21 protein-coding genes and 1 pseudogene are annotated in these 23,711 nt (G+C 64.4%); 16 read left to right on the forward strand and 6 right to left on the reverse strand.

What is annotated here, in order from left to right:
• Positions 1–2: 2 nt before the first annotated feature.
• From ACAG21_RS12350 to ACAG21_RS12360, 3 genes are all read right to left on the reverse strand, one after another.
• Positions 3–1,022, reverse strand: coding sequence for an NAD(P)-dependent alcohol dehydrogenase (locus ACAG21_RS12350; protein ID WP_370496400.1), 1,020 nt, complete (start codon positions 1,020–1,022; stop codon positions 3–5).
• Positions 1,019–2,314 carry an acyl-CoA dehydrogenase family protein gene (locus ACAG21_RS12355; protein WP_370496402.1) on the reverse strand — a complete coding sequence of 432 codons (1,296 nt, stop codon included), beginning with the start codon at positions 2,312–2,314 and terminating at the stop codon, positions 1,019–1,021. The genes ACAG21_RS12350 and ACAG21_RS12355 overlap by 4 nt, the downstream gene beginning before the upstream one ends.
• Positions 2,315–2,424: 110 nt before the next feature.
• On the reverse strand, positions 2,425–2,823 hold the full coding sequence (locus tag ACAG21_RS12360; protein WP_370496403.1) for a nuclear transport factor 2 family protein: 399 nt from the start codon (positions 2,821–2,823) through the stop codon (positions 2,425–2,427).
• A gap of 130 nt (positions 2,824–2,953) precedes the next feature.
• Here ACAG21_RS12360 and ACAG21_RS12365 point away from each other — a divergent pair, with 130 nt between their 5' ends.
• The 3 genes and pseudogenes from ACAG21_RS12365 to ACAG21_RS12375 all read left to right on the forward strand — a co-directional run bounded on the left by ACAG21_RS12365 (position 2,954) and on the right by ACAG21_RS12375 (position 5,495).
• Positions 2,954–3,766, forward strand: a complete 813-nt coding sequence (locus ACAG21_RS12365; protein WP_370496404.1) for an acyl-CoA thioesterase — start codon at positions 2,954–2,956, stop codon at positions 3,764–3,766.
• Between the two features lie 84 nt (positions 3,767–3,850).
• A complete protein-coding gene (locus ACAG21_RS12370; RefSeq protein WP_370496405.1) occupies positions 3,851–4,381 on the forward strand; it encodes a nuclear transport factor 2 family protein in 531 nt (176 codons plus the stop codon).
• A gap of 8 nt (positions 4,382–4,389) precedes the next feature.
• Positions 4,390–5,495 (forward strand): annotated as a pseudogene (locus ACAG21_RS12375) (NAD-dependent epimerase/dehydratase family protein).
• 14 nt (positions 5,496–5,509) lie between these two features.
• On the opposite strand, the gene ACAG21_RS12380 reads toward ACAG21_RS12375, so the two are convergent.
• Both ACAG21_RS12380 and ACAG21_RS12385 read right to left on the reverse strand, forming a co-directional pair.
• Complete coding sequence (locus ACAG21_RS12380; RefSeq protein WP_370496407.1) at positions 5,510–6,580, reverse strand: phosphotransferase family protein; 1,071 nt, start codon at positions 6,578–6,580, stop codon at positions 5,510–5,512.
• Positions 6,577–7,707 carry a hypothetical protein gene (locus tag ACAG21_RS12385; protein ID WP_370496408.1) on the reverse strand — a complete coding sequence of 377 codons (1,131 nt, stop codon included), beginning with the start codon at positions 7,705–7,707 and terminating at the stop codon, positions 6,577–6,579. Before ACAG21_RS12385 ends, ACAG21_RS12380 begins: the two co-directional genes overlap by 4 nt.
• A gap of 138 nt (positions 7,708–7,845) precedes the next feature.
• Between ACAG21_RS12385 and ACAG21_RS12390 the strand changes: the two genes are divergently transcribed.
• The gene (locus tag ACAG21_RS12390; RefSeq protein ID WP_370496409.1) at positions 7,846–8,466 is read left to right on the forward strand and encodes a TetR/AcrR family transcriptional regulator; all 621 of its coding nucleotides are present in this window, start codon (positions 7,846–7,848) and stop codon (positions 8,464–8,466) included.
• 106 nt (positions 8,467–8,572) lie between these two features.
• A complete protein-coding gene (locus tag ACAG21_RS12395; RefSeq protein WP_370496410.1) occupies positions 8,573–9,706 on the forward strand; it encodes a phosphotransferase in 1,134 nt (377 codons plus the stop codon).
• A gap of 7 nt (positions 9,707–9,713) precedes the next feature.
• Here ACAG21_RS12395 and ACAG21_RS12400 read toward each other — a convergent pair whose 3' ends face one another.
• Complete coding sequence (locus ACAG21_RS12400) at positions 9,714–10,685, reverse strand: aldo/keto reductase (RefSeq protein WP_370496411.1); 972 nt, start codon at positions 10,683–10,685, stop codon at positions 9,714–9,716.
• A gap of 105 nt (positions 10,686–10,790) precedes the next feature.
• Here ACAG21_RS12400 and ACAG21_RS12405 point away from each other — a divergent pair, with 105 nt between their 5' ends.
• The 11 genes from ACAG21_RS12405 (at position 10,791) to ACAG21_RS12455 (ending at position 23,386) form a co-directional block, all read left to right on the forward strand.
• On the forward strand, positions 10,791–11,786 hold the full coding sequence (locus tag ACAG21_RS12405) for an NAD(P)H nitroreductase (protein WP_370496412.1): 996 nt from the start codon (positions 10,791–10,793) through the stop codon (positions 11,784–11,786).
• A gap of 194 nt (positions 11,787–11,980) precedes the next feature.
• Complete coding sequence (locus ACAG21_RS12410) at positions 11,981–12,295, forward strand: hypothetical protein (RefSeq protein WP_370496413.1); 315 nt, start codon at positions 11,981–11,983, stop codon at positions 12,293–12,295.
• A gap of 99 nt (positions 12,296–12,394) precedes the next feature.
• Complete coding sequence (locus tag ACAG21_RS12415; RefSeq protein WP_370496414.1) at positions 12,395–13,066, forward strand: TetR/AcrR family transcriptional regulator; 672 nt, start codon at positions 12,395–12,397, stop codon at positions 13,064–13,066.
• A gap of 551 nt (positions 13,067–13,617) precedes the next feature.
• The gene (locus ACAG21_RS12420; RefSeq protein WP_370496629.1) at positions 13,618–14,331 is read left to right on the forward strand and encodes an MlaE family ABC transporter permease; all 714 of its coding nucleotides are present in this window, start codon (positions 13,618–13,620) and stop codon (positions 14,329–14,331) included.
• A gap of 1 nt (position 14,332) precedes the next feature.
• Positions 14,333–15,196 carry an ABC transporter permease gene (locus ACAG21_RS12425; RefSeq protein ID WP_370496415.1) on the forward strand — a complete coding sequence of 288 codons (864 nt, stop codon included), beginning with the start codon at positions 14,333–14,335 and terminating at the stop codon, positions 15,194–15,196.
• 5 nt (positions 15,197–15,201) lie between these two features.
• Positions 15,202–16,509, forward strand: coding sequence for an MCE family protein (locus ACAG21_RS12430; RefSeq protein ID WP_370496417.1), 1,308 nt, complete (start codon positions 15,202–15,204; stop codon positions 16,507–16,509).
• Entirely contained in the window at positions 16,506–17,546 is a 1,041-nt protein-coding gene (locus ACAG21_RS12435; protein ID WP_370496418.1) for a virulence factor Mce family protein, read from the forward strand. The genes ACAG21_RS12430 and ACAG21_RS12435 overlap by 4 nt, the downstream gene beginning before the upstream one ends.
• Complete coding sequence (locus ACAG21_RS12440; protein WP_370496419.1) at positions 17,543–19,102, forward strand: MCE family protein; 1,560 nt, start codon at positions 17,543–17,545, stop codon at positions 19,100–19,102. Before ACAG21_RS12435 ends, ACAG21_RS12440 begins: the two co-directional genes overlap by 4 nt.
• Positions 19,099–20,661 (forward strand): virulence factor Mce family protein, encoded by a 1,563-nt coding sequence (locus ACAG21_RS12445; protein WP_370496420.1) that lies wholly within the window; start codon positions 19,099–19,101, stop codon positions 20,659–20,661. Before ACAG21_RS12440 ends, ACAG21_RS12445 begins: the two co-directional genes overlap by 4 nt.
• Positions 20,658–21,842 carry a virulence factor Mce family protein gene (locus ACAG21_RS12450; RefSeq protein ID WP_370496421.1) on the forward strand — a complete coding sequence of 395 codons (1,185 nt, stop codon included), beginning with the start codon at positions 20,658–20,660 and terminating at the stop codon, positions 21,840–21,842. The genes ACAG21_RS12445 and ACAG21_RS12450 overlap by 4 nt, the downstream gene beginning before the upstream one ends.
• Positions 21,836–23,386 (forward strand): MCE family protein, encoded by a 1,551-nt coding sequence (locus ACAG21_RS12455; RefSeq protein WP_370496422.1) that lies wholly within the window; start codon positions 21,836–21,838, stop codon positions 23,384–23,386. The genes ACAG21_RS12450 and ACAG21_RS12455 overlap by 7 nt, the downstream gene beginning before the upstream one ends.
• Positions 23,387–23,711: the final 325 nt, after the last annotated feature.

The following is a 23,711-nucleotide window of genomic DNA, read 5'->3' on the forward strand; positions in this document are numbered from 1 at the left end:
AGCTAGCGGATAGTCAGGGCGATCTTGCCGATGTGTTCATTTGCCCGCATCACCCGAAGCGCCTCGTCGAGTTGCTCCCAGTCGAGAACGTGGCTGATCTGCGGTTTGATGCCGGCCTTGGACACCACCTCGCACATCTCGCGGTGAGCGCGCACGCTGCCCACCGTGATTCCGATGACACGCAGGTTGTTCAGCATCACCTCGGCAACCGCGATGGACGCCATGTCGAATCCGCTGAGCACACCGATCACCGCGATTGTTCCGCCCACGGCGGCCGCGTGCAGCGAATGCGGCAGCGTCGCAGGACCGCCGAGATCGACGACCAACTTGGCGCCGCGACCGGCGGTCAGTTCCTTGACCTGCGTCTCCCAGTCCGGGGTGGTTCGGTAATTGACGAGATACGTTGCCCCTAAATCCGATCCGACCTTGAGTTTGTCGTCGGACGACGAAGTCAGGATCACGGTGGCACCCCGCACCCGGGCCAGTTGCACGGCGAACAGCGAAACCCCGCCGGTGCCCTGGGTCACCACCACGTCACCCTCGCCGATGTTGGCTTCCACCAACGCACTCCACGCCGTGACGCCCGCGCAGGGGATCGTCGCGGCTTCGACGTCGCTGAGGTGCGCAGGCGTGCGGACCAGGCCGGCGACATGTTCGACCCGGTATTGCTGCAGCCACCCGTCGCAGGTGTCACCGGGCACCTCACGCTTGGCGTCCGGGTTGGGCGGCCCGTCGGGCCAGCCCGGGTGAAACGCTCCCATCACCCGATCCCCGGGCCGCAGCTCGTCGACTCCCGGCCCGATCGCCACCACTTCCCCGGCGCCGTCGGTCATCGGTACGCGCGGCCAGGGCCCGGGCAGCAGGCCCATCAGGTTGATGTTGTCGTGGAAATTAAGGCTGGAGGCGTTGACCTTGACCAGCACCTGCCCGGGACCGGGCTCGCCCACCGGCCTTTCGACGGTCTGCACGGGCTCGCCGGGCCCGGGCATGACGATGGCCTGCTGACGGTCCGGAATACTCATGCGACGCCTGCCTCCTGACGTAGTGCCTGCCACTTCTGTTCCGCTGCCGGCCGCCGCGACGGAAGGTGGTCGGTCGGCCAGCCTTGCACCGGACGGTACTTCTTGAGCACATGCCGGGCCAACACCGACTTGTGCAGCTCGTCGGGCCCGTCGCCGATCGATCCGAACCGCGTCATCCGATACCAGGATTCGACCGGCAGGTCCCCGGAGTACCCCAGCGCCCCGCACACCTGGATGGTGCGATCGAGCACCGCGAGCACCACCTTCGACACATGAGCCTTGATCATGCCCAGCTCGGCACGCACCTCCCCCGCGCCGAAACGGTCCATCTTCCACGCGGTCTGGAAGGTCAGCAATCGTGCGGCCTGAATCTCTGTGTGCGACAACGCGATATAGTCCTGCACCATTTGGTGTTCGCCCAATAGGCGGCCGTGCGACCGGCGCGAGACCGCACGTTCACCCATGATGTCCAGGGCGCGCTGCGCCTGCCCGAGCCAACGCATCGAGTGGTGAACACGTCCGCCGCCGAGACGCTGCTGCGCCAGCACGAATCCGCCGCCACGCGGGCCGATCAGGTGATCCGCGGGAACCCGACAGTCGGTGAACACCACCTCGGCATGGTTGCCACGGCGGCCGAACTCCGGGTCCGGATGCGCCATGGTGGGAATGTCCCGCACGATGTTGCACCCCGGCGTTCCGGTCGGCACCACGAAGATCGACGCGTGCCGGTGCGGGCGGCCGGCGGGATCGGTCTCCGCGACCACCAAGATGATGTCGGCACAGGACGCGTTGGTGGTAAACCACTTGTGGCCGTTGATGATCCAGTCTTCGCCGTCGAGCACGGCGGTGGTGGCGATGACGGTCGGGTCGGCGCCGGCCAGGAACGGTTCGGTCAGCGCGAACGCGCTCGATATCTCCCCGTTGAGGTTGGGGTACAGCCAGCGCTGCTTCTGCGCGTCGCTCGCCCCGTGTGCCAGCAGCTCCATGTTCCCGCTGTCGGGCGCCTGGACCCCGAACAGCTCCATTGACACCATGCACCGGCCGATGATCTCCGACATCAGCGCGAGCTTGAGCTGGCCCAGCCCGGCACCGCCCAGGCCGGGATCCAGGAACAAACCCCATAACTCCTGCGCCTTGACCTTGCCCTGCAGGTAGCGCTTGACCGGCTGCCACTGCTCGGGCGAAATCTCGGCGAGGATCGGTTCCAGCGGGATGACCTCGGAATCGATGAAATCGCGCATCCAGGACAGCTTTTCAGCGAAATCCGGATCCGTCTCGAAATCCCACGCCATCGTGTTCCTCACCATCGCCGTACTCGCGGCATCGAGAATTCCTTACAGCGAAATCACAGTGTAATCATGGTGTCATGCGTCGGCGCAACTCCTGCTGCAACCTCGATCAATCAGGAGCTGAATTGCGCTGTCGCATGGGCAACGTCGAGATACTCCCAGACCCGGATAATCAACCCGTCCTGCACCTGCACCCACACGCAGTACTCGTTCTCGTAGGGTTGCCGCCCGGCGAACAACGCGGTTGCCCGCATCGTGAAGCGCGCCGCGCCCATGTCGTCAGCACAGAGCACGTGGTGCACCGTCGTCCGCACGTCGGCATACAGCTGGCCGAAAATAATGCGCATGCCGGCTCGGATCGCGTCGCGCCCCACGGTCGGGCTGCCCAGCACCCCGACCGTCGGGGTGATCCACCACTGCGCCTTGGGCGCTAGCAGTTCGGTGACGCGCTCGGCATCGCCGAACGCGGCCACCAGTGCCGTGAGCAACGCCCGCGTCGACGACTCGGTCATATCGGCCCTCCCAGGCAGCCGCGGCGAGTTCTCAAAATAACACCGATTTCCGGTGCGCCGGGGACCTCAGCCGAATGTGATAACCCCGGTGTCCGGAGTTCGGGTCGCCGCGAAGTAGTCTGCCGTCAGCATGACGCCGACCCACCCTTTCGACAGAGCCCTCCGGCTCGATGTCGTGGACGCCGACACCAGGCGCGGCCGCACGCATCCGGAGTGGGCCAACATGGTCGGCCCGTTCGGCGGGATCACCACGGCAATCCTGCTGCGTGCCATCGAGACTCACCCCGGCTGTATCGGTGAGCCGCTGGCGGTGACCATCAACTTCGCCGGCCCCGTCGCCGACGGCGACTTCGACATCTGCCTTCGGGCGCCGCGCACCAACCGCAGCAGTCAGCACTGGATTGCCGAGCTCAGCCAAGACGGTGACGTCAAGACCACCGCGACCGCGGTCTTCGGTATCCGGCGCGATACCTGGGCCGACACCGAAGCCCGGCCACCGAGCGCGCCTCCCCCGGAACAACTGACCTCCGGAGGCGGCCCGGAGATCGTCGTCGCCTGGGCGAGCCTGTACGACATGCGCTTCGCCGAGGGTGCGTTTCCCGGCCCCGGCGCCCGGCCCAGCACGACATCGGAGATCGCACTGTGGGTGCGCGACCGCGCGCAGCGCCCGGTCGACTATCCGGCGCTGGCAGCCCTGTGCGACGTGTTCTATCCGCGGGTGTTTCAGCGCCGCGGCGGCGTCGTCCCGGTCGGGACCATCTCGATGACCACCTACTTCCATGCCGATCAGCAGGAGCTGGACGCGCTTGGCGGCGACTTCGTCCTGGCCTGCGCTCACGCCGATCGGTTCACCCACGGATACTCCGATCAGAGCGCGCAAGTGTGGAGTCGCCACGGCGTGCTGCTGGCGAGCACGCATCAGATCGTCTACTTCAAGGCCTGATCGGCCCCGCCGATGAGCGGCTCGCGGATGAATGTCAGGCTGGGCTGAATTCGAGAAACACCGGTGCACCAGAATTGAGCCGCAATGACCGAGCGCGCGAATGATGTGATCGCTGACGATCAGGCCGGCGCACTGCTGGCGATCGAGTCGATCAAGCAACTCAAGGCCCGCTACTGCCGCTACCTGGACACCAAGGATTGGGCCGCGTGGCGTGCCATCTTCGCCGACGACTTCGTCAGCGACACCTCCGAGGCGGGCGGCAAGCTGATCACCGGCGCCGACGACTTCGTCGCGTTCACCCGCAAGAGCATCGGACGCGCCGCACAGGCCACGGCACACCAGGTACACGCCCCCGAGATCGAGCTCACGTCCGCGACGACGGCGCGCGGGGTATGGGCGCTGCAAGATGTCGTGCGGTTCGGTCCCGGTGTGAGCCTGGTGGGCTACGGCCATTACCACGAGACCTACGAAAACGTGGCCGGGCAGTGGCTTATCAAGAGCTCCAAGCTAACTCGACTGCGTGAGGACATCGTCACGCCGGTTTTCTCGTTCTACATCTCCAACCGAATCCGCAATACCGCCGCCAGGTTAGCCAACCGGCTGCTGGAGAAATAGGAGACTTCATGACTGTCGACACCATCCTGGTCACCGGCGCGTTCGGACAGGTCGGCAAGCGATGCGCTCAGATTCTGCTCGAGCGGGGCCGAACGGTCATCGCGACCGACCTACGAACCGACCAAACCGTTGCGGTGCAAAAGAATTGTCGGCCATCGCCAAACCCGAGGCGCTGATTACCACCTACGTCGACTTGACCGACGCCGACGCGGTGCACGAGTTGATCATGGCCCACCAGCCCGGAGCCATCATTCATCTGGCCGCGGTGGTCGCACCGGTGTCGTACGGAAATCCCGCGCTGGCACGAAAGGTCAACGTCGGGGGCACCGAAAACCTGTTGGCGGCGGCCACCGCGCTGCCGCGGCCCCCGCTGTTTCTGCTGGCCTCCAGTGCCGCGGTCTACGGCTCGCGCAATCCCCACCGGTTTCCGGAACGGATCACCCCCGATACCCCGGTGCACCCCATCGATCAGTACGGGCAGGACAAAGTGCTGGCCGAAGCCGCGGTTCGGGCCAGCGGTCTCCCGCATGCGATGTACCGGCTGGCCGGCGTCATCTCACCGGATACCCAATCGGGTGGGGTCGCCGGCGACAACCTGGTGATCATGCGTTCTATGCCCGTCGACAACCGGATTCACACGGTAGACGCACGAGACGCGGCGCTGGCATTTGCCAACGGAGTCGATCGCGAAGCCACGATTTCCGGCAAGGCGCTGTTGATTGGCGGAAACGAAACGTGCGTCATGCTTCAGCATGAACTCGAGGGTGACCTGATGACCGCCGTCGGTCTGGGTCGCCTCGGTCCGTCGGCGGGTCTGACCGGCGATCCCGACGACGACCGGGGCTGGAGTTTCACCGGCTGGTACGACACCACCGAAGCGCAAGCGCTGCTTGGCTTTCAAGAGCACGACTGGCATCAGACCATGGACTGGGTTGGTAAATCGCAGGGGAAAACGCGCCTCGTCCTACGCGTCCTGGGTCCGATACTGCGGCCGGTGCTGCGCATCGTGATCAAGCTGCAGAACCGCTCCGAAGGCCGTGGCCCCTACGCCGACCCGTGGGCGATGATCGCAGACAAGTATGGGCCTGCGGCGCTGGCCCACGCCGATAAGTAAGCGGACTTGCGCGCCTAGCCGACGCTTGGCTGCAGTTGCCGGATGCGTTCCTCACGTGGCAGAACCGGACCGTCGTCGATCGGCTCGGTGATACCGAACTCCGACAGCCCGACTTGGGTGAGCATCGAGGTGCCGTAGGCGGCGAGCAGCAATTTTTGATCGTCGCTATGCCCACCATCGACGAGCATCGCACCGATCAGGCAAATGACGGCCATCTTGTATGCGTTGAACGCGCGATACCAGGATCGGTTCTGCAGCGTGATCCCGCTGACCGTTTGGTAGTGCTCGAGCAGTGCCTCGATGTCCAGCGCGTCAGGGTGGCTGGCGATGCCGACGGGCTGCATCCAGAGCAGTTCGAGCCAGCCGATATCAGTCAGAGGGTCACCGACGGTGGTCATCTCCCAGTCGAAGACCGCACTGACCTCGCCGTCGGTGAACGCGAAGTTGCCTGGCTTGGCGTCCCCGTGCACCAGACTGACTTTCGGGCACGGCTCCGGCTGGCTGTCACGCAGTGCCTGCAAGAGCCGTTCCAGCGCGGGTAATGAATCCCGCTTGACCCGGCTCATTTCGGTTGCCCAATGGTCGAGTTCGCGGCGCAGGTGTTTGCTCCCGTCGTCAAGGGCGTCGAGCCCGGTCTGCTGGAGGTCGACGGAATGGATGGCCGCAAGCTGTTCGGCCAGGCTCTGACACATCCGCACCACCATCGCGCCCGGTGCGTCGCCGGGTGCCTCCATTTCGTAGACGTCGCCGCCGACCCGCTCCATCACGAAGAATGGCCGGCCCAGGATGTCGCCGCTGTCCTCGAGCCACAGTGCCGGCGGAACACGAACGGCGCTGTCCTGCAACGCACGCAGGATCGAGAACTGACGCGCGAGATCGTAAGGTTCCAGCAACGCGGGCGGTGTGGGGCGCAGCCGCAACACTACGTCGCGGCGGGTGTCCCCGCTGACGACCGTGAGCACCATCATCTCGGCGGAGTGGCCGAAGTTCACCCGGTCGAGACCCTCGATGCGGACGTCGGCGGCGTTGAGTTGGGTGCGCAGCCAGGCGGTCAAACGCTCAGCGAGGTTGGTGTCCTGCGTCATTGGCGTACTCCATCGTCCGGCAGCCGTTCGACCGGGGTTTTGTCCTGAGTGAAGGCCGACATGTCCATCGCCGCCCAGTTCGGGTAACGGGCATAGCCCCGGCCGCCCATCAGCAATTCGAAGATGCCCCAACCGGTGTCGCCGTCGAGCTCGAATCGCATCAACTGGTCCAGCGCCATCGATTTACCCTCGGTCTCGCCGAGTTGCGCAGAATCGTTGCTGTCCCATTGGAAGTGGATAAAGTACGCACCGTCACCGAGGTCCTGATACTGGCAGTGCGCCATCGGCAGGCCATAGTAGGCGTTGACGTGTTGATGCGGTGTGTCGGCCGCGACCCGGTAAGTTGTGCCGTCCTCGTCGGTGAAAACGAGCACCGCCCGCGCGGGCCGTTTGCGGTCGGCGTCGAATTCGACGTCGTGCTCGATTTTCACAAACCGCTTCGACAGCGTGCCGTCATTGTGGGTGATGCCGCCGTCTACGTAGTTGACTGTGCCATCAGACGATTCGATGATCCATGCCTCGATCGCACGGTTTTCGAAACCGGCGTCGAGCCACAACCAGAAATCGATCTTATCGGAGACACGCACCCCGAAGGTGCGATCCCGGCCACCGCGGAAGCCATCCACACTGATCCGCTCGCCGTCGATCTGTACCCAGCCGGTCCAGCTTCCCGGCTCTTTCATGTGGTACATGTCGGCCAGCATCCGGCCGTCGGAGTCGTGCACCTTCATTGGCAACAGCTCCCACATCGGCGCGGTGGGCTCGTAATAGAGCTCCCACGCGATCCCGGAGTCGTTTGGCTCCACGTCGAGACGCCATTTCTTCAGGGGCTCGACACAGGTCCACCGCATCGGCCCGGCGCTCAGATCACCGCGGCCGCCACCGTCAATCGGATGGCCGGCCAGCAGATCCCAGTGCCGGCCATCGGCGAGGCTGACCTTGACGTATCCCAACCCGGTGCCGGTGTTCGGGTTGTTACCGTAGCCGCTGGCCAGCAGTAGAGTGCCGTCCGGCGAGGCGGCAAAGAAGTAACATCGGTCCGACCAAGTCGGATCGGGATCATGCACCTGATCGAATGTCGTCGGCAGCTGATGGGTGAATGACTCGTCGGCGGCACTGTAACCCATGAATTGCCTTTCTCCCGGAGAGCGAAATCGACTGTCGCCGAAAGGGTTTAGCGACTACATCAGGTTGGCTGAAAATTTGTGACGAAACCTCGTGCATCAGATACTCAATGGCACAACACATCCCCTACTATCGCTGCAATGGAGCCGAGCCGGTGGTGGGGCGATGACCGCGCGATCCTCGATGACGAGGAGGCGCGACGGCGTCTGCTGGACGCTGCGGGCCGCTGCATCGTGCGTCGGGGCAACGCCCAGATCCGGATGGCCGAGTTGGCCGATGAGGCTGGGGTATCCCGCTCGACGGTGTACCGCTACTTCCCCAACCGCGACGAGGTCCTGCTGGGTTTGATGCTGGCGCGGGTCGACGCGGCGCTGGGCGAGTTGGTCGGCTCGCTGCCCCACCCCGACGACCCGGTGCGCTCGTTACCCGAGATGGTGTTGGCGCGGGTGGAGTCGGTGGCGGGCAACCCGTTGAACGAGGCGCTGTTCGCCGCGGAGAGCACCGCCGTGCCCGCGGCTCTCCAGCTGGGGTCCGAACCGATGATAGAGCTGATGTTGACGCATTACGGCCCGCTGCTGCAGCGGTGGAAGGACGCGGGCAACCTGTACAGCGACCTCGACCCCCGCTCAATCGTGCAATGGCTGAGCACGACGACGTTGTTCCTGCTGTCGCCGGCATGGCGACTGCGCCCGGTTGCCGACAAGCGCGAATTCGTCGAGCAGTTCCTGGTACGGGCCCTGGTGCCACAGATCAGACATTAGTCTCACTTTGTCTGATGTCCAGACATTGAGTTATTTTTGTCTTGGCAACTCGTACACGCGCGCCGCTCGTTGGTTCCGGCGGCAGCGCACCCAGGGATGGACAGTCATGACAAATGCCGTTGAACAGGCCCTTTCCGTTGTCGGACTGGCCGCACATCTCGGCCGGGGAATCGGCCGGGTGACCGCCGACGCCGTCGTCGGCAGCCGGGCAGGGCTGCCCCGCACGGTCGGCGACCTCACCACCGCGGCGCTGTCGCGCGTGATGGGCCGCAATGTCAGGTCGATCCGGGTGCTCAACAGCGATGCCGGCACCTCGTCGCGGGCCCGGCTGGTGCTGACCGGCGACGACGTCCCGGAGTCGGTCTTCGTCAAGATCACGGCACAGACCGCCGCCACCCGGCTGATCGGTGAGCTGGGCCGGCTGGGCAACACCGAGGTGCGCTTCTACAGCCAGCTCGCCCCCGAACTCCCGGGCGTCCCGATCGCCTACGGCGCGGCTTTTGACACCTGGACCGGTCGCTACCTGCTGGTGCTGGAAGACCTGCCCGAGTCGTGCGTCTTCCCCGACACGTTGCACCCGCTGTCCACCGATCAGGCCGGCCTCGTCGTCGAGCTGCTGGCGACCCTGCACGCCACGTTCTGGAACCGTATGCGCCAGAACGGGCGGGGGCCGCTCGGCTGGCTCTACACGCCGTCGGATGACGTCACATCACTGTTGACCGGTTCACTGATGACCACCTCGATGAAGCGCCTCGCCGAGCGCACCACCATCCCGGTGGAGAACGGCCGATTCATCGCCGAGAACTACCGCGCGGTCGCCGCGGTGATCGACACCGCACCGCATACCGTGATGCACGGCGACGCCCACCCGGGCAACATCTACTTCCGCGACGGCGAGGCCGGGCTACTGGACTGGCAGGCCGTGCGACGCGGCCATCCGTCCCGCGAACTGGCCTACACCCTGATCACAAGCCTCACGCCTGAGGACCGCCAGAGCGCTCAGCGCGAACTGCTCGACGTCTATCGACAGGCACTGGTCGCAGCCGGCGGACCCGATCTGGACCGCGACGAGCTCTGGCTGCGCTACCGGCAGGGTGCGCTGTATGCGTATGTCGCCCCGTTGATCACCGCAGGCATGGGCGGAATGCAGGTCGAAGACATCGCGGTGGAAGGCCTGCGACGCGGTGTCGCGGCCCTCGATGACCTGGAAACCGTTGCCGCGCTGAAACCTTCGTTGTAGCCAGCGGCTAGCGGTCGATCCATCCCATCTGCGCTTCGGCGTGATGGCCTCCGGCGGCCGGGGTGAGTTGGTCCAGCCGGGAGAGCTGCTCGGGCGAAAGTTCGACGTCGTCGGCACCGACGTTTTCTTCAAGGCGTGCAACCTTTTTGGTTCCCGGAATGGGCACGATGTCGGGCCCCTTGGCCAATAGCCAGGCCAGTGCGACCTGAGCCGGGGTGGCGCCGATGTCGGTGCTGATCTCGCGCAGCTCGTCCGCGCTGCGCAGGTTGTGCTGGAAGTTCTCGTCGAAGAAGCGCGGGTTGGTCTTGCAGTAGTCGGTGTCGGGAAGCTCCGCGTTGGATCGTATTGCGCCGGTGAGGAAGCCTCGGCCCAACGGTGAATAGGGGACGAACCCGATTCCCAGCTCGCGCAGCACCGCCAGGATCCCGTCTTCGGGATCGCGGGTCCACAGTGAATACTCCGATTGCACGGCGGCGATTGGGTGCACCGCGTGCGCACGGCGGATGGTGTTGACACCGACCTCGGAAAGGCCGATGTGCCGAATCTTGCCGGCGGCGACCAACTCCGCTAGCGCTCCCACGGTGTCCTCGATCGGAGTATCGCGGTCCAGGCGGTGTTGGTAGTAGAGGTCAATGTGGTCGGTCGCCAGCCTTTTCAACGATCCGTCGACGGCGACGCGGATGCTGGCGGGGCTGCTGTCGAGGCCGTTGCGTCCGGTGTGCGAGATCAGGCCGAATTTGGTGGCCAGCACCACGCGATCACGCCGGCCCGCCAGGGCGCGGGCGAGCAGCTCCTCGTTGACGAAGGGACCGTAAATCTCCGCGGTGTCGATCAGCGTGACACCGAGATCGATGGCGCGGTGCACTGTGCGGATGGATTCGGCGTCGTCGAAGCCGCCGATCGAGTACGCGGCGGACATGCCCATCGCGCCCAAGCCGATACGGCCGACCTGCAGGTCGCCGAGGTGAGCCTGTTTCATGCCACGTTCTCCTGTTCCGTCGTGCCGTTATTGGACTCGGGGACCAACGACCCTGGCGCTGTCTGCGCCCGTGTTCCACGATTGACCTTAGATTGGAGGTCGAACATGCCGGATGCGTTGGTGGACATCGACGTACTCAGGGACGCCGTGCAGTTGGCCTGCCGGGCGCCGTCGTTGCACAACAGCCAGCCCTGGCAGTGGGTTGCTACCGGCTCACGGTTGCTCCTCTACATCGATGAAAGCCGCAGCCTGCCGGCCGCCGACAAATCCGGCCGCGAGGCACTGATCAGCTGCGGCGCCGTGCTCGACCATCTGCGCGTGGCGTTGGCCGCAACAGGGTGGGCAAGCCAGGTCGATCTCTTTCCCGACCCGGACAACTCCGATCTTCTGGCGTCAGTCGACCTCGGCCCGCAGCGCCCCGTCACCGATGACCAACGCCGACGGGCCGAGGCCATCGCGCACCGGCGCACCGATCGGCTCCCCTTCTCCCCACCGAGCAACTGGGCAGACTTAGAAGCAAGGCTGCGCACAGCAGCGGAAACCGCCACGGTTCACCTCGACGTGATCCCCGAAGAGCTGCGGCCACAATTAGCCCGGGCGTCGCGGCTCACCGAGTCGCTGCGGCTATACGATACCTCGTATCATACCGAATTAGACTGGTGGACAGGCCATTTCGAGAACGTCGATGGAATTCCGCGCACCTCCCTGTTGTCGGCAGCCGAGAACGATCAGGTCGACATCGGAAGGGCCTTCCCCGTAAGTCCGCACAATGAGCGGCACACTCCGCTGGGAAAAGACCAATCCATCGTGCTCGTCTTGTCGACGGACGAGGACACGCCCGCTGATGCTCTGCGTTGTGGCGAAGCGTTGTCCGCGGTGCTGTTGGAGTGCACGTTAGCCGGGATGGCGACGTGCACACTGACTCAACTCACCGAACTGTGGGCCAGCCGCGATCTCATCGCGACCCTGATTGGGCGGGCGGCGATGCCACAACTGCTGATCCGTGTCGGCGAAGCACTCGGCCCCACCGAGGCGGCCCCAATGACGCCGCGGCGGCCACTCGGTGAGGTTCTGACATTCAGCCCCAACGAATCTGGTTGAAGTCCGTCAGCCACCGCAGCGCGGCATAACCCATTTCTCAGCCGCAAACCGACGCTGCGCAATGCGACCTACGGCCTCGTGGAAGGGGCCGTAATGCCCTCGTTCCGGCGATATGCGGGAAGTAATGTTCAGGAGATTGGCAGTATTTGAGCCGCTCGGGCAGACGAAGATTGCATCGGCAAAGGAGTACGCAAATGTCGAACAGCGTAACGGTCCACCACAATCGGTCCCCTCAGCAGCGCGCGCAGGACGCCAAAATCTTGAAAGAGTCGGGTGTGCACAAGCTGGTCGTCACAGACCGCGACGGAAATTGCTTGGCCTTCGTATTGGCTTGGGACAGCTTCGACTATGACCCAGAGACTGACACCTATGTGTGTATTGCGGACAGTGATGGCAGAGAGCTCATGACCATATACACCGCCGGCGAGATCAAGTCAGCACCCGGAGCGAACACGCACGTGATCACCGCACCGGATGCGACCGGCTCGCGGACATTGAAGGCCCTCTGAACTACCGGACACGGCCCACGCCGGCCGGACCGGTTGGCGGCTTCTTCACGTACCGGAGGTTATGATAGACCGTTCGTACGGTTAGCCGAAGGGTTCGTGATGCCCCGATTGCCTGGTAGACGGAGCGAGATTCTCGACGCGTTTGTCCGCTATGTCGCCGAACGCGGTTACGACAGAACGAATATGGGTGACATCGCCGACGAGCTCGGCATGTCGAAAGGCACCATCGTCCACCACTTCGGAACCAAAGCGCAGATGTTGCGGGAGTTGGAAGAAGCCCACCTGGGCTTGCAGCTCGACGCGCTGGGGATGGTGTGGGATCGGCTGGCCACGCCGCACGAACGCATCGCAGCAATCATTTACGCCTCGGCGATGCTGCAAGTGATCGCCCGCAATGCGACGGTGGCAAGCCAGCGTGAAGTCGTGCAGTTGTCCGACGATCCGGCCATGCAGCAAGTGCGTAAGCTGCGTCATCAATTACAAGCTCTTGCAGTCGACGAGATCCGCAGCGGGATTGAGAGCGGCGTGTTCCGCAGCGTTGACGTCGAGCTGGCCGCATTGCAACTGTGGGGGTCACTGCAGTGGATGTGGGTTTGGTTCGATCCCGCCGATTCCCGAACTCCCGAACAAGTGGGCGCCGCTTTCGTAGACGTGTTTCTCGGCGGGCTGTTACTCGACCGCTTAGGGCTGAGTAGGTGGGCGGACCCGTCGGCGAACGTCGTCTCGGTGGTCCGCGAATGCCTTGCCGCAGTCACGAGTGCGACGGCTTGACCGCATAGCGCAGATTATCCTGCGCACCAGGGGAATTGCCGCAAACAAATTAATCCGAACCGCCGAGCCGTCGGTGGCCTTTTGCCGCTGAACGCGGTGTTTTCAAAGCGGATCCGACGCTGCGGGGCCCGCCAAGCAAGCACAGACGCGTCGTCACCTACAAGCGGCTCGTTGCCCGCAGTACAGCGGTCGGACCATACCGTCCGAGTTATTGACTGACCGTACGGTCTAATGCGATAGTTGCTGCGTGGAGCAAACGCGGCCGACAGGGATCCTGGGGGCGATAACCCGGACTGCGGGACTCGGCGCGAAAAGGCCGAAAATCGCCTTCGTCCCGACCGGCTCCGAAATCCCATATGAAGCAGTGCATTTCGCAGCAACCCTTTATCGCGGGCGCATATGACGACGGCGACGAAGACAGCGGCTGTGGATGCGACGCGCCGAGCGTGGTTACGCCGAAGGCATCGCCAATGACAACGACGAACGTGATTGGCGGCAGAGTGCTCGCCAGGATCCGACCGGGAACAGAAGTTGCCGGCGGGTTCTTCCGAATGTGCGTGCTGACCGCCAAAGCCCTCAAGCAGCCGTTCGAGTGGCGCGAGTTCATTTGGAACGGCTGGTTCCTGATGCGGGTGTCGCTGCTGCCCACCATCGCGGTGTCCATCCCGGAAACCGTGCTGCTGATCTTCACCCTCAACCTCCTGCTCGCCGAGATCGGCGCCGCCGACGTCTCCGGTGCCGGTGCCGCGATCGGCGCAGTCACCCAGCTCGGCCCGATCGTGACGGTGCTGGTGGTCGCCGGCGCCGGCGGCACCGCCATCTGTGCCGACCTCGGTGCCCGCACCATCCGCGAGGAGATCGATGCGCTGGAAGTATTGGGCATCGACCCGATCCACCGGCTGGTCCTGCCGCGCGTGGTCGCCTCGACGATGGTCGCCGTGCTGCTCAACGGCCTCGTGGTCGCCGTGGGCCTGGGCGGCGGCTACCTGTTCAGCGTGTACCTGCAAAACGTCTCGAGCGGGGCTTACCTCTCGACGTTGACGGCGCTCACCGGCTTACCGGAGGTGGTGATCGCGTTCATCAAGGCTGCCACGTTCGGACTGATCGCCGGATTGGTCGGCTGCTATCGCGGGCTGATCGTCCGTGGCGGATCCAAAGGTCTGGGCACTGCTGTCAACGAGACGGTGGTGCTGTGTTTCATCGCGCTGTTCGCGGTTAACGCCGCGCTGACCACCATCGGCGTCCGGTTCGGAACGGGCCGATGAGATGACGACAGCCGCTGCGCCCCATATCCGTTTCCCCCGGGCCGCCATGCTTCGATACCGGCACATCCCGGTGCGGCTGATGGTCGAGATCGGCGAGATGGTCTGGTTCGCGCTGAGCGCGGTGGCACAGATTCCGTTCGCGCTGCACAACTACCGCAAAGAGTTGCTACGGATGGTGGCCCAGATGGGGATGGGCACCGGCGCCATGGCCGTAGTCGGCGGCACGGCCGCCATCGTCGGCTTCATCACCTTGTCCGCCGGCTCCCTGGTCGCCATTCAGGGTTACGCGACGCTGGGAAACATCGGTGTCGAAGCATTCACCGGTTTTCTGGCCGCACTGGTCAATGTGCGGTTTGTGGCACCGGTCGCCGCCGGTCAGGCGCTGGCCGCCACAGTCGGTGCTGGGGCCACCGCGGAATTGGGCGCGATGCGCATCAGCGAGGAGATCGACGCCCTGGAAGTGATGGGGATCAGGTCGGTGGCTTTTCTGGCCTCGACCCGCGTGATGGCGGGTCTGGTCGTCATCGTCCCGCTCTACGGATTCGCGATGACGATGGCCTTCCTGTCCCAGCAGGTCACCACGGTGTTCTTCTACGGGCAGTCCATCGGCACCTACAACCACTATTTCCACACGTTCCTGCGCCTCACCGACGTCGGGTGGTCTTTCGCGGAGGTGATCCTGGTCGCGGTGGTCGTGATGACCACCCATTGCTACTACGGTTACACCGCCACCGGCGGCCCGGTCGGCGTCGGTGAAGCGGTCGGCCGGTCGATGCGGCTGTCCTTGATCACGATCGTCGTCGTGGTCGTACTGACCGCCATGGCGGTCTATGGCAAAAGCCCGAACTTCAACCTCACCGTGTAGCCGCCATGACGACCCCGGTGAAGGAAAACAAGCCGCGTATCCCGCCGTATAAGACCGCGGCTGCGGTGTTCTTGGCGGTCGCGGCGATGGTGCTGGCGCTCGTATGGTTGCAGTTCCGGGGCGAGCTCACGCCGAAGACGACCTTGACGATGCTGGCCCCCCGATCCGGATTGGTGATGGATCCGGGTTCGAAGGTCACCTACAACGGCGCGGAAATCGGTCGGGTATCCAGCATTTCGGAGATCGAACGTGACGGTGTCCCGGCGGCCAAAGTCGTCTTGGATGTCGATCCGAGATACGTCAAGCTCATTCCGGCGAACGTGGACGCCAATATCAAGGCCACCACGGTGTTCGGTAACAAGTACGTGTCGCTCACATCGCCGAAAAATCCTACACCGCAACGTATTACACCTCATCAAGTCATTGATGCGAGATCGGTGACGACGGAATTCAATACGTTGTTCGAGACCCTCAACTCGATCACCGAGAAGGTGGACCCGGTCAAGGTGAACCTGACGCTGGCCGCGGCGGCGCAGGCATTCACCGGGTTGGGCGACAAGTTCGGGCGCTCGATCGTCAACGCCAACGCGATTCTCGACGACATCAATCCGCAGATGCCGCAGATCCGGCACGACATCGGGCAACTGGCGGCATTGGGTGACACCTATGCCGATGCGGCACCGGCTCTGTTCGACGCCCTCAACAACTCCGTGATAACGGCGCGTACGCTGCACCGCCAGGAATCCGACTTGGATGCCGCCTTGTTGGCCGCCGCGGGATTCGGCAACACGGGCGAGGACATCGTCCGGAGAGGCGGGCCCTACCTGCAGCGCGGGACCGCCGATCTGCTGCCCACCGCACAGCTGCTCGACACCTACAGCCCCGAAATCTTCTGCACCATCCGCAATTACTACGACGAAGAACCCCACGCCTATGAGACAACGGGCGGCGGGAACGGCTACGCGCTGCACACCATGACAGAGCTGACGTCAGGGTTGGGAGGCCTGCTGACCCTGCCGGGACTGGCCGGCACCGCGGCCACCATGGGGCTCCTCGGGCTGGCCGGTGTGGTGGGCGGAGCACCGAATCCCTATGTGTATCCCGACAATCTGCCGCGGGTAAACGCTCGGGGCGGCCCCGGGGGCGCTCCGGGTTGCTGGCAGGCCATCACCCATGACCTGTGGCCGGCACCGTCCTTGGTGGTGGACACCGGCGCCAGTCTCGCGCCATATAACCATCTAGAAACCGGCTCCCCGTACGCAATCGAGTATGTGTGGGGCCGCCAGGTCGGGGACAACACGATCAACCCATGAAAATCACCGGACCCGCCATCAAGCTCGGCACCATCTCGTTCGTCCTGCTGCTGATCACCCTGTCGATCGTTGTGGTGTTCGGTCAGATGCGCTTCAACAGCACCAACAGCTATTCCGCGGAATTCAGCAATGCCACCGGCCTGAAGGACGGCCAGTTCGTCCGTGCCGCCGGAGTCGAGATCGGCAAGGTCAAAAATGTGCAGCTGGTACAAGGCGGCACGCGCGTGCGAGTGGACTTCACCGTCGACCGCTCGATACCGCTCTACCAGTCCACCACCGCCCAGATCCGCTATCTGAACCTGTTCGCCGACCGCTATCTGGAGCTCAAACGCGGCGAAGGCGAGGGCGCCGAGCGGGTCCTGCCGCCGGGCGGGTTCATCCCGCTGTCTCGAACGTCACCGGCGCTGGATCTCGATGCCCTGATCGGTGGTTTCAAGCCGCTGTTCCGGGCGCTCGATCCCGAAAAGGTCAACACGATCGCGTCGGCCATCATCACGGTGTTTCAGGGGCAGGGCGGCACCATCAACGACATCCTCGACCAGACCGCACGGTTGACCGCGCACCTGGCCGAACGCGACCAGGCCATCGGCGAGGTGGTCAAAAATCTGAACATCGTGCTGGACACCACGGTTAGGCATCGCAAGGAATTCGACCAAACCGTAGACAATTTCGAGAAATTGATCACGGGGCTGGCCAATCACGCCGATCCGCTGGCGGCGGGCACCGCGAACATCAGTAACGCCGCCGGAACGGTGGCCGACCTGCTGGCCGAGGACCGCGCTCTGCTGCACAAGGAGATCAACTACCTGCAGGCGCTGCAGCAGCCGCTCATCGACCGCAGCGATCAGCTCGACGACCTGATCCGCAAGACTCCGACAGCTCTGAACCTGATCGGGCGCAGCATCGGACTCTACGGCGACTGGGTGAACTTCTACCTCTGCGACCTCACGATCAAGTGGAACGGACTGCAGCCCGGTGGCCCGGTCCGCACGGTCAGGCTCTGGCAGCAGCCCACGGGCAGGTGCACGCCGCAATGAGAACGCTGACGGAATTCAACCGCGGCCGGGTCGGGCTGATGGGCATCACCGTGCTCGCTCTCGCCGTCGCCGTCGGCCAAAGCTTCACCAGTGTTCCGATGCTGTTCGCCAGTCCCAGCTACTACGGGCAGTTCAGCGATACCGGTCAACTGAACAAGAACGACAAGGTGCGCATCAGCGGTGTGAACGTCGGCACGGTCGAGGCGCTCGACATCGACGGCGACCACGTCGTGATCAAGTTCTCCATCGGCGCCAACACCATCGGCACCGAGAGCAGGCTCGCAATCAAGACCGACACCATCCTCGGTAAGAAGGTGCTCGAGATCGAGCCGCGGGGAGCACAGACGTTGCGGCCGGGTGGCGTGTTGCCGCTAGGCCAAAGCACCACCCCCTACCAGCTCTACGACGCGGTCTTCGATGTCAACAGGGCCGCCGCAGGCTGGGACATCGGCAGGGTCAAGCAATCGCTGAATGTGTTGTCGCAGACCATCGATCAGACGTATCCGCACCTGAGCCCCGCCCTGGACGGATTGACCAAATTCTCCGACACCATCGGCAAGCGCGACGAAGCGATCAAGCACCTGCTCGCTCAGGCCAGCCAGGTTGCCAGCGTGCTCGGTGATCGCAGCGAACAGATCAATCGGCTGCTCGTCAACACCAAGAAGCTGCTGGCCGCGTTCAACGAACGTGGCCGAGCGATTGACGCACTGCTGCAGAATATTTCGGCCTTCTCGACACAGGTGCAGGGATTCATCAACGACAACCCGAACCTGAATCGCGTCCTCGAACAGTTGCGCGCCCTCAGCGATGTGCTGGTGGCGCGCAAGGACGACTTAGCTCAAACGCTCACGTACGTAAGTCAATTCGCGGCATCGTTGGGCGAATCCGTGGCATCCGGGCCATTCTTCAAGATTGTCCTGTCCAATCTGCTGCCGTACTGGGTGCTGCAGCCGTCCGTCGATGCCGCCTTCAAGAAGCGTGGGATCGACTCGGAGGACTTCTGGCGCAGCGCCGGCCTGCCCGCGTTCCGCTGGCCCGACCCCAACGGCACCCGGTTCCCCAACGGCGCGCCACCGCCCGCACCCCCGGTGTCCGAAGGCACCCCGGATCACCCCGGGCCCGCGGTCCCGCCGGGAACGGCGTGTTCGTACGTTCCGGCGCCCGGGGCGCCCCCGCGGCCGTGGAACCCGCTGCCCTGCATGGGAATAGACACCGGGCCGTTCGGTGGCAGCTTCCCCGCGCCGATCGACGTGCAGACCTCACCCCCAAACCCCAATGGGCTGCCACCGACAGCGGGAATCGCGATCGCCGGGCGTCCGGGTGAACCACCGCCCGACGTGCCGGGCACACCGGCACCGCTGCCTGCCCAGGCACCGCCGGGTGCGCGCACCGAGAACCTGCAACCCGCCGGCCCCGTCCCGCAACCGTCGACGTTCCCGCCAGACCTACCGCCGGGGCCACCCGCGCCGCCTGGACCCGGGAACCAGCTGCCGGCGCCGTTCATCAACCCCGCCGGCACGGGAGGCAGCGGCATCACGGGAGGTAGCCAGAATTGAGCGCTGTCTTTAATTTCCACCGCCCGGGGCGTCGCAGCGTCATCGGGGTGCTGGTGCTGGTGCTGGCCCTTGCCGCCGGGTTCGCCGGCTGGCGGCTCTACCAGAAGTTGACCACCAATACCGTCGTCGCTTATCTCCCGGCCGCCAACGCGCTCTATTCCGGGGACAAAGTCCAGATCATGGGCGTTCGGGTGGGTTCAGTCGACAAGATCGAGCCGGCCGGCGGCAAGATGAAGGTGACGTTTCACTACAACAACAAATACAAGGTGCCCGCCAACGCGTCCGCCGTGGTCGTGAACCCAACCCTGGTGGCGTCGCGCAGCATTCAATTGGAGCCACCGTATAAGGGTGGCCCGGTGATGACCGATAACGCGGTCATCCCGATCGAGCGCACCCAGGTACCGACGGAGTTCGACGAACTGCGCGAGAGCGTCGCCAACACCATCAACAAACTCGGCCCGACCCCCGAGCAGCCCAAAGGCCCCTTCGGTGACTTCATCGAGGCTTATGCGGACGGACTGGCCGGTAAGGGCAAGCAGATCAACGCCACGCTGGACAGCCTGTCGCGGGCGCTCACCGCGCTGAACCAGGGCCGGGGCGATTTCTTCGCGGTGGTGCACAGCTTGGCTTTGTTCGTCAACGCCTTGCACAAAGACGACCAACAATTCGTCGCGTTGAATCGCAACCTGGCTCAATTCACCGACAGGTTGACCGGGTCTGACGGCGAGCTTGCCACGGCGATACAGCAATTCGACGGCCTGCTCTCGACACTGCGCCCGTTTCTGGACAAGAACCGTGCCGTGTTCGCACACGACATCGACAACCTCGCCAACCTGACCACCACGCTGGTACAACCCGAGCCGCTGAATGGTTTGGAGACCGCGTTGCATGTGCTGCCGACGCTGGAGACCAACCTCAGCCAGATTTACCACCCCGCACACGGCGCGGTTATGTCGATTCCGGCGATACCGAACTTCGCGAATCCAATGCAGTTCGTGTGCAGCATGATTCAGGCCGGCAGCAGGCTCGGTTATCAAGATTCCGCCGAATTGTGTGCGCAGTACCTGGCGCCGATTCTGGATGCGATCAAGTTCAACTACCTGCCATTCGGGCTGAACCTGTTCAGCACCGCCGAGACGCTGCCCAAGGAAGTCGCCTACTCCGAGCCGCGGTTGCAGCCCCCCAACGGGTACAAGGACACCACCGTTCCGGGGGTCTGGGTGCCCGATACGCCGTTGTCGCACCGCAACACCCAGCCCGGCTGGGTTGTCGCGCCCGGCATGCAGGGCGTCCAGGTGGGCCCGATCACGGGCGGCCTGTTGACCCCCGAATCGCTGGCTGAACTGATGGGCGGCCCCGACATCACACCCCCGGCGTCCGGGCTGCAGACGCCGCCCGGACCGCCGAATGCCTACGACGAGAACCCAATCGCGCCTGTCATGGGCCTGCCACAGGTGCCGATTCCGCCACCACCACCGGCGCCGGGCGTGATCCCGGGACCGGTCGCACCGACTCCACCCGGACCACCGCCGGCCGCGTCGACGGGACCGGGCTCATGACAGGTTCAACCATGTTGCGCACGTGGGGTTCTCGTAGTCGCCACCGCGCGTGGCAGGGGCTAGCTCTGCTCGCGACCGCAGTGACGCTGACGTCGTGCTCGAAGTGGCACGGAATCGCGAACATTCCGATGCCCGGGGGCCCGGGCAGCGGGCCCGGCTCCTACACCGTCTACGTCCAGATGCCCGACACGCTGGCGCTGAACGACAATAGCCGGGTTCGGGTAGCCGACGTCTTTGTCGGCACGGTGCGCGCGATCCAACTGAAGAACTGGGTGGCCACGCTGACGCTGCGTCTGGACAAGAACGTCAAGCTGCCCAAGAACGCCACCGCCAAGATCGGACAGACCAGCCTCCTGGGTTCTCAACACATTGAGCTGACCTCCCCACCCAACCCGTCCGCGGAGCCCCTCAGGGACGGCGACACCATCCCGCTGACGAACTCGTTCGCCTACCCCACGACCGAGCAGACACTGGCCAGTCTGGCGCTGATCTTGCGCGGCGGGGGTATTCCCAACCTCGAAGTGCTGCAGAACGAGGTATACAACATCCTCAACGGGCGGGCCGAGCAGATTCACTCCTTCCTGGGCAAGCTCGACACCTTCACCGCCCGACTCGACGAGCAACGCGAGGACATCACTCGAGCGATCGATTCCACCGACCGGTTGTTGGCGTACGTGAGCTCGCGCTCGGATGTCTTGGATCGGGTCCTCACCGAGTTCCCGCCGCTGCTCAAGCATTTCGCCGACAAGCAGCAGCTTCTGGTCGACGCGGTCGACGCGACAGGACGGCTCAGCGCAGTAGCCGACCAATATCTTTCCGGCTCCCGAAGCGACCTGCATTCCGACCTGCTGTCCCTGCAATGCCCGTTGCGTGAACTCGGCCGGGCCTCGCCGTATCTGATCCGCGCCCTCAAGCTGATCCTCGTGCGGCCCTTCGACGTTGACGCCGTGCCGAAGTCGTTCCGCGGCGACTACTTCAACCTTTCGCTGACGCTCGATCTGACCCTCAGCTCGGTCGACAACGCAATTCTCACCGGGACCGGCTTCTCCGGCGGGTTGCGCGCGCTCGAGCAGTCGTGGGGCCGCGACCCCGAAACGATGATCCCCGACGTTCGATACACGCCGAACCCCAACGATGCCCCGGGCGGTCCGCTGGTCGAAAGAGCGGATAGGCAATGCTGACGCGCTTTATCTGGCGCCAGCTGATCATCTTCAGCATCCTCAGCGTGATCACGGCGATCGCCTTGGGGTGGTACTACTTGCAAATCCCCACCGCGGCGGGAATCGGTCGGTACACGCTGAAGGCGGACCTGCCCGCATCGGGCGGTCTGTACAAAACCGCCAACGTGACTTATCGCGGCGAAACCATCGGCACGGTGACCGCGGTCGAACCGACCGAGACGGGCGCGCGAGTGACCATGAGTATCGCCGACAGCTACAAGATCCCGACTGACGCGTCGGCGAACGTGCACTCGGTGTCCGCGGTCGGTGAGCAGTATCTGGATCTGGTGTCGGCAGGAAACCCGGGCACCTACTTCGCGCCGGGACAGACGGTTACCAAGGGCAGCGTGCCCACCGAGATCGGGCCCGCGGTGGACGCGGCCAACCGCGGCCTGGCGGCCCTGCCCAAGGAGAAAATCGCTTCCCTGCTTGACGAAACAGCGCAAGCGGTAGGAGGTTTGGGGCCCGCGCTGCAACGCCTGGTCGATGCGACGCAGGCGATCGCCGGCGACTTCAAGAGCAACATCGGCGACGTCGACGACATCATCCGAAACTCTGGGCCGATCATCGACAGCCAGGTCGATTCGGCCGATTCGATCCGGCGCTGGTCGCACAACCTGGACATCCTGGCCGCCCAGAGCGCAGAGAACGACCAGCGGGTGCAGAGCATTTTGACCCACGCCGCGCCGACCGCCGATCAGGTCGATGCGGTGTTCAACGACGTCCGGGAGTCGCTGCCGCAGACACTGGCGAATCTCGAGATCGTGCTGGACATGCTCAAGCGCTACCACAAAGGCGTTGAGCAACTGCTGGTCGCATATCCGCAGGGCGCAGCGGAAGGCCAGACGGTGACGACACCTTTCCCGGGCTACGCTGCGCTGGGCACCTCGCTGACGATCAACCAGCCCCCGCCGTGCCTGACCGGCTTTCTCCCGGCCTCGCAGTGGCGGTCTCCGGCGGATACCAGTCTGGCGCCGATGCCGTCCGGAACGTATTGCAAGATCCCGCAGGACTTTCCGGCGAACGCCGTTCGCGGGGCACGCAACCTCCCGTGTGTCGACGTCCCCGGCAAGCGCGCCGCGACCCCCCGGGAGTGCCGTGACCCTAAGCCCTACGTTCCGTCGGGCACCAACCCCTGGTACGGCGACCCGAACCAAATCCTGACCTGCCCGGCGCCCGCGGCGCGCTGCGACCAGCCGGTAAAACCCGGCCAGGTGATCCCCGCGCCGTCGATCGACAACGGCCTCAACCCGGCGCCTTCCGACCGGGTAGCGGGCACACCGCCGCCGATCAGCGATGTGCTGCAGCGGCCGGGTTCGGGGACCGTGCAATGCAATGGGCAACAGCCGAATCCCTGCGTCTACACCCCGGGCGCCCCTCCCCCGGCCGTCTACAGTCCACAAAGCGGTGAACTGGTGGGGCCCGACGGTGTCAAGTACTCCGTCCAAAATTCGACCAAAACGGGAGACGACGGCTGGAAGGACATGCTCGCACCGCCCGGCTGATCCCCATCGCGTCAATCTCTCTTATTCACAACACTTTTCAAGCAAACCCGTCCAGCCCTCACCCTCGTCGCGCTGGTTTCCCCGACTCAGCGGAGGGCCCGACGAAAGGTTGACACTGACCGCACGTACAGTCATATACTGATGACCACGGCCGGCGGGCGCACACCGAGATCGGAGCGAAATGCGGGAAGTGATTGGCCTAGGCCAACTCCGGAGCAACGCGTGTGCGTATCTAGAGCAGGTAGCCGCCGGGGAGACTATCGATGTCGTCCGTCGCGGCAAGGTGGTGGCACGGATCGTGTCGGTCGGAGACTGGAGGGTGGCT

Source organism: Mycobacterium sp. pR1184, from assembly GCF_041287235.1.
In the GTDB taxonomy this organism is placed as follows: Bacteria; Actinomycetota; Actinomycetes; order Mycobacteriales; family Mycobacteriaceae; genus Mycobacterium.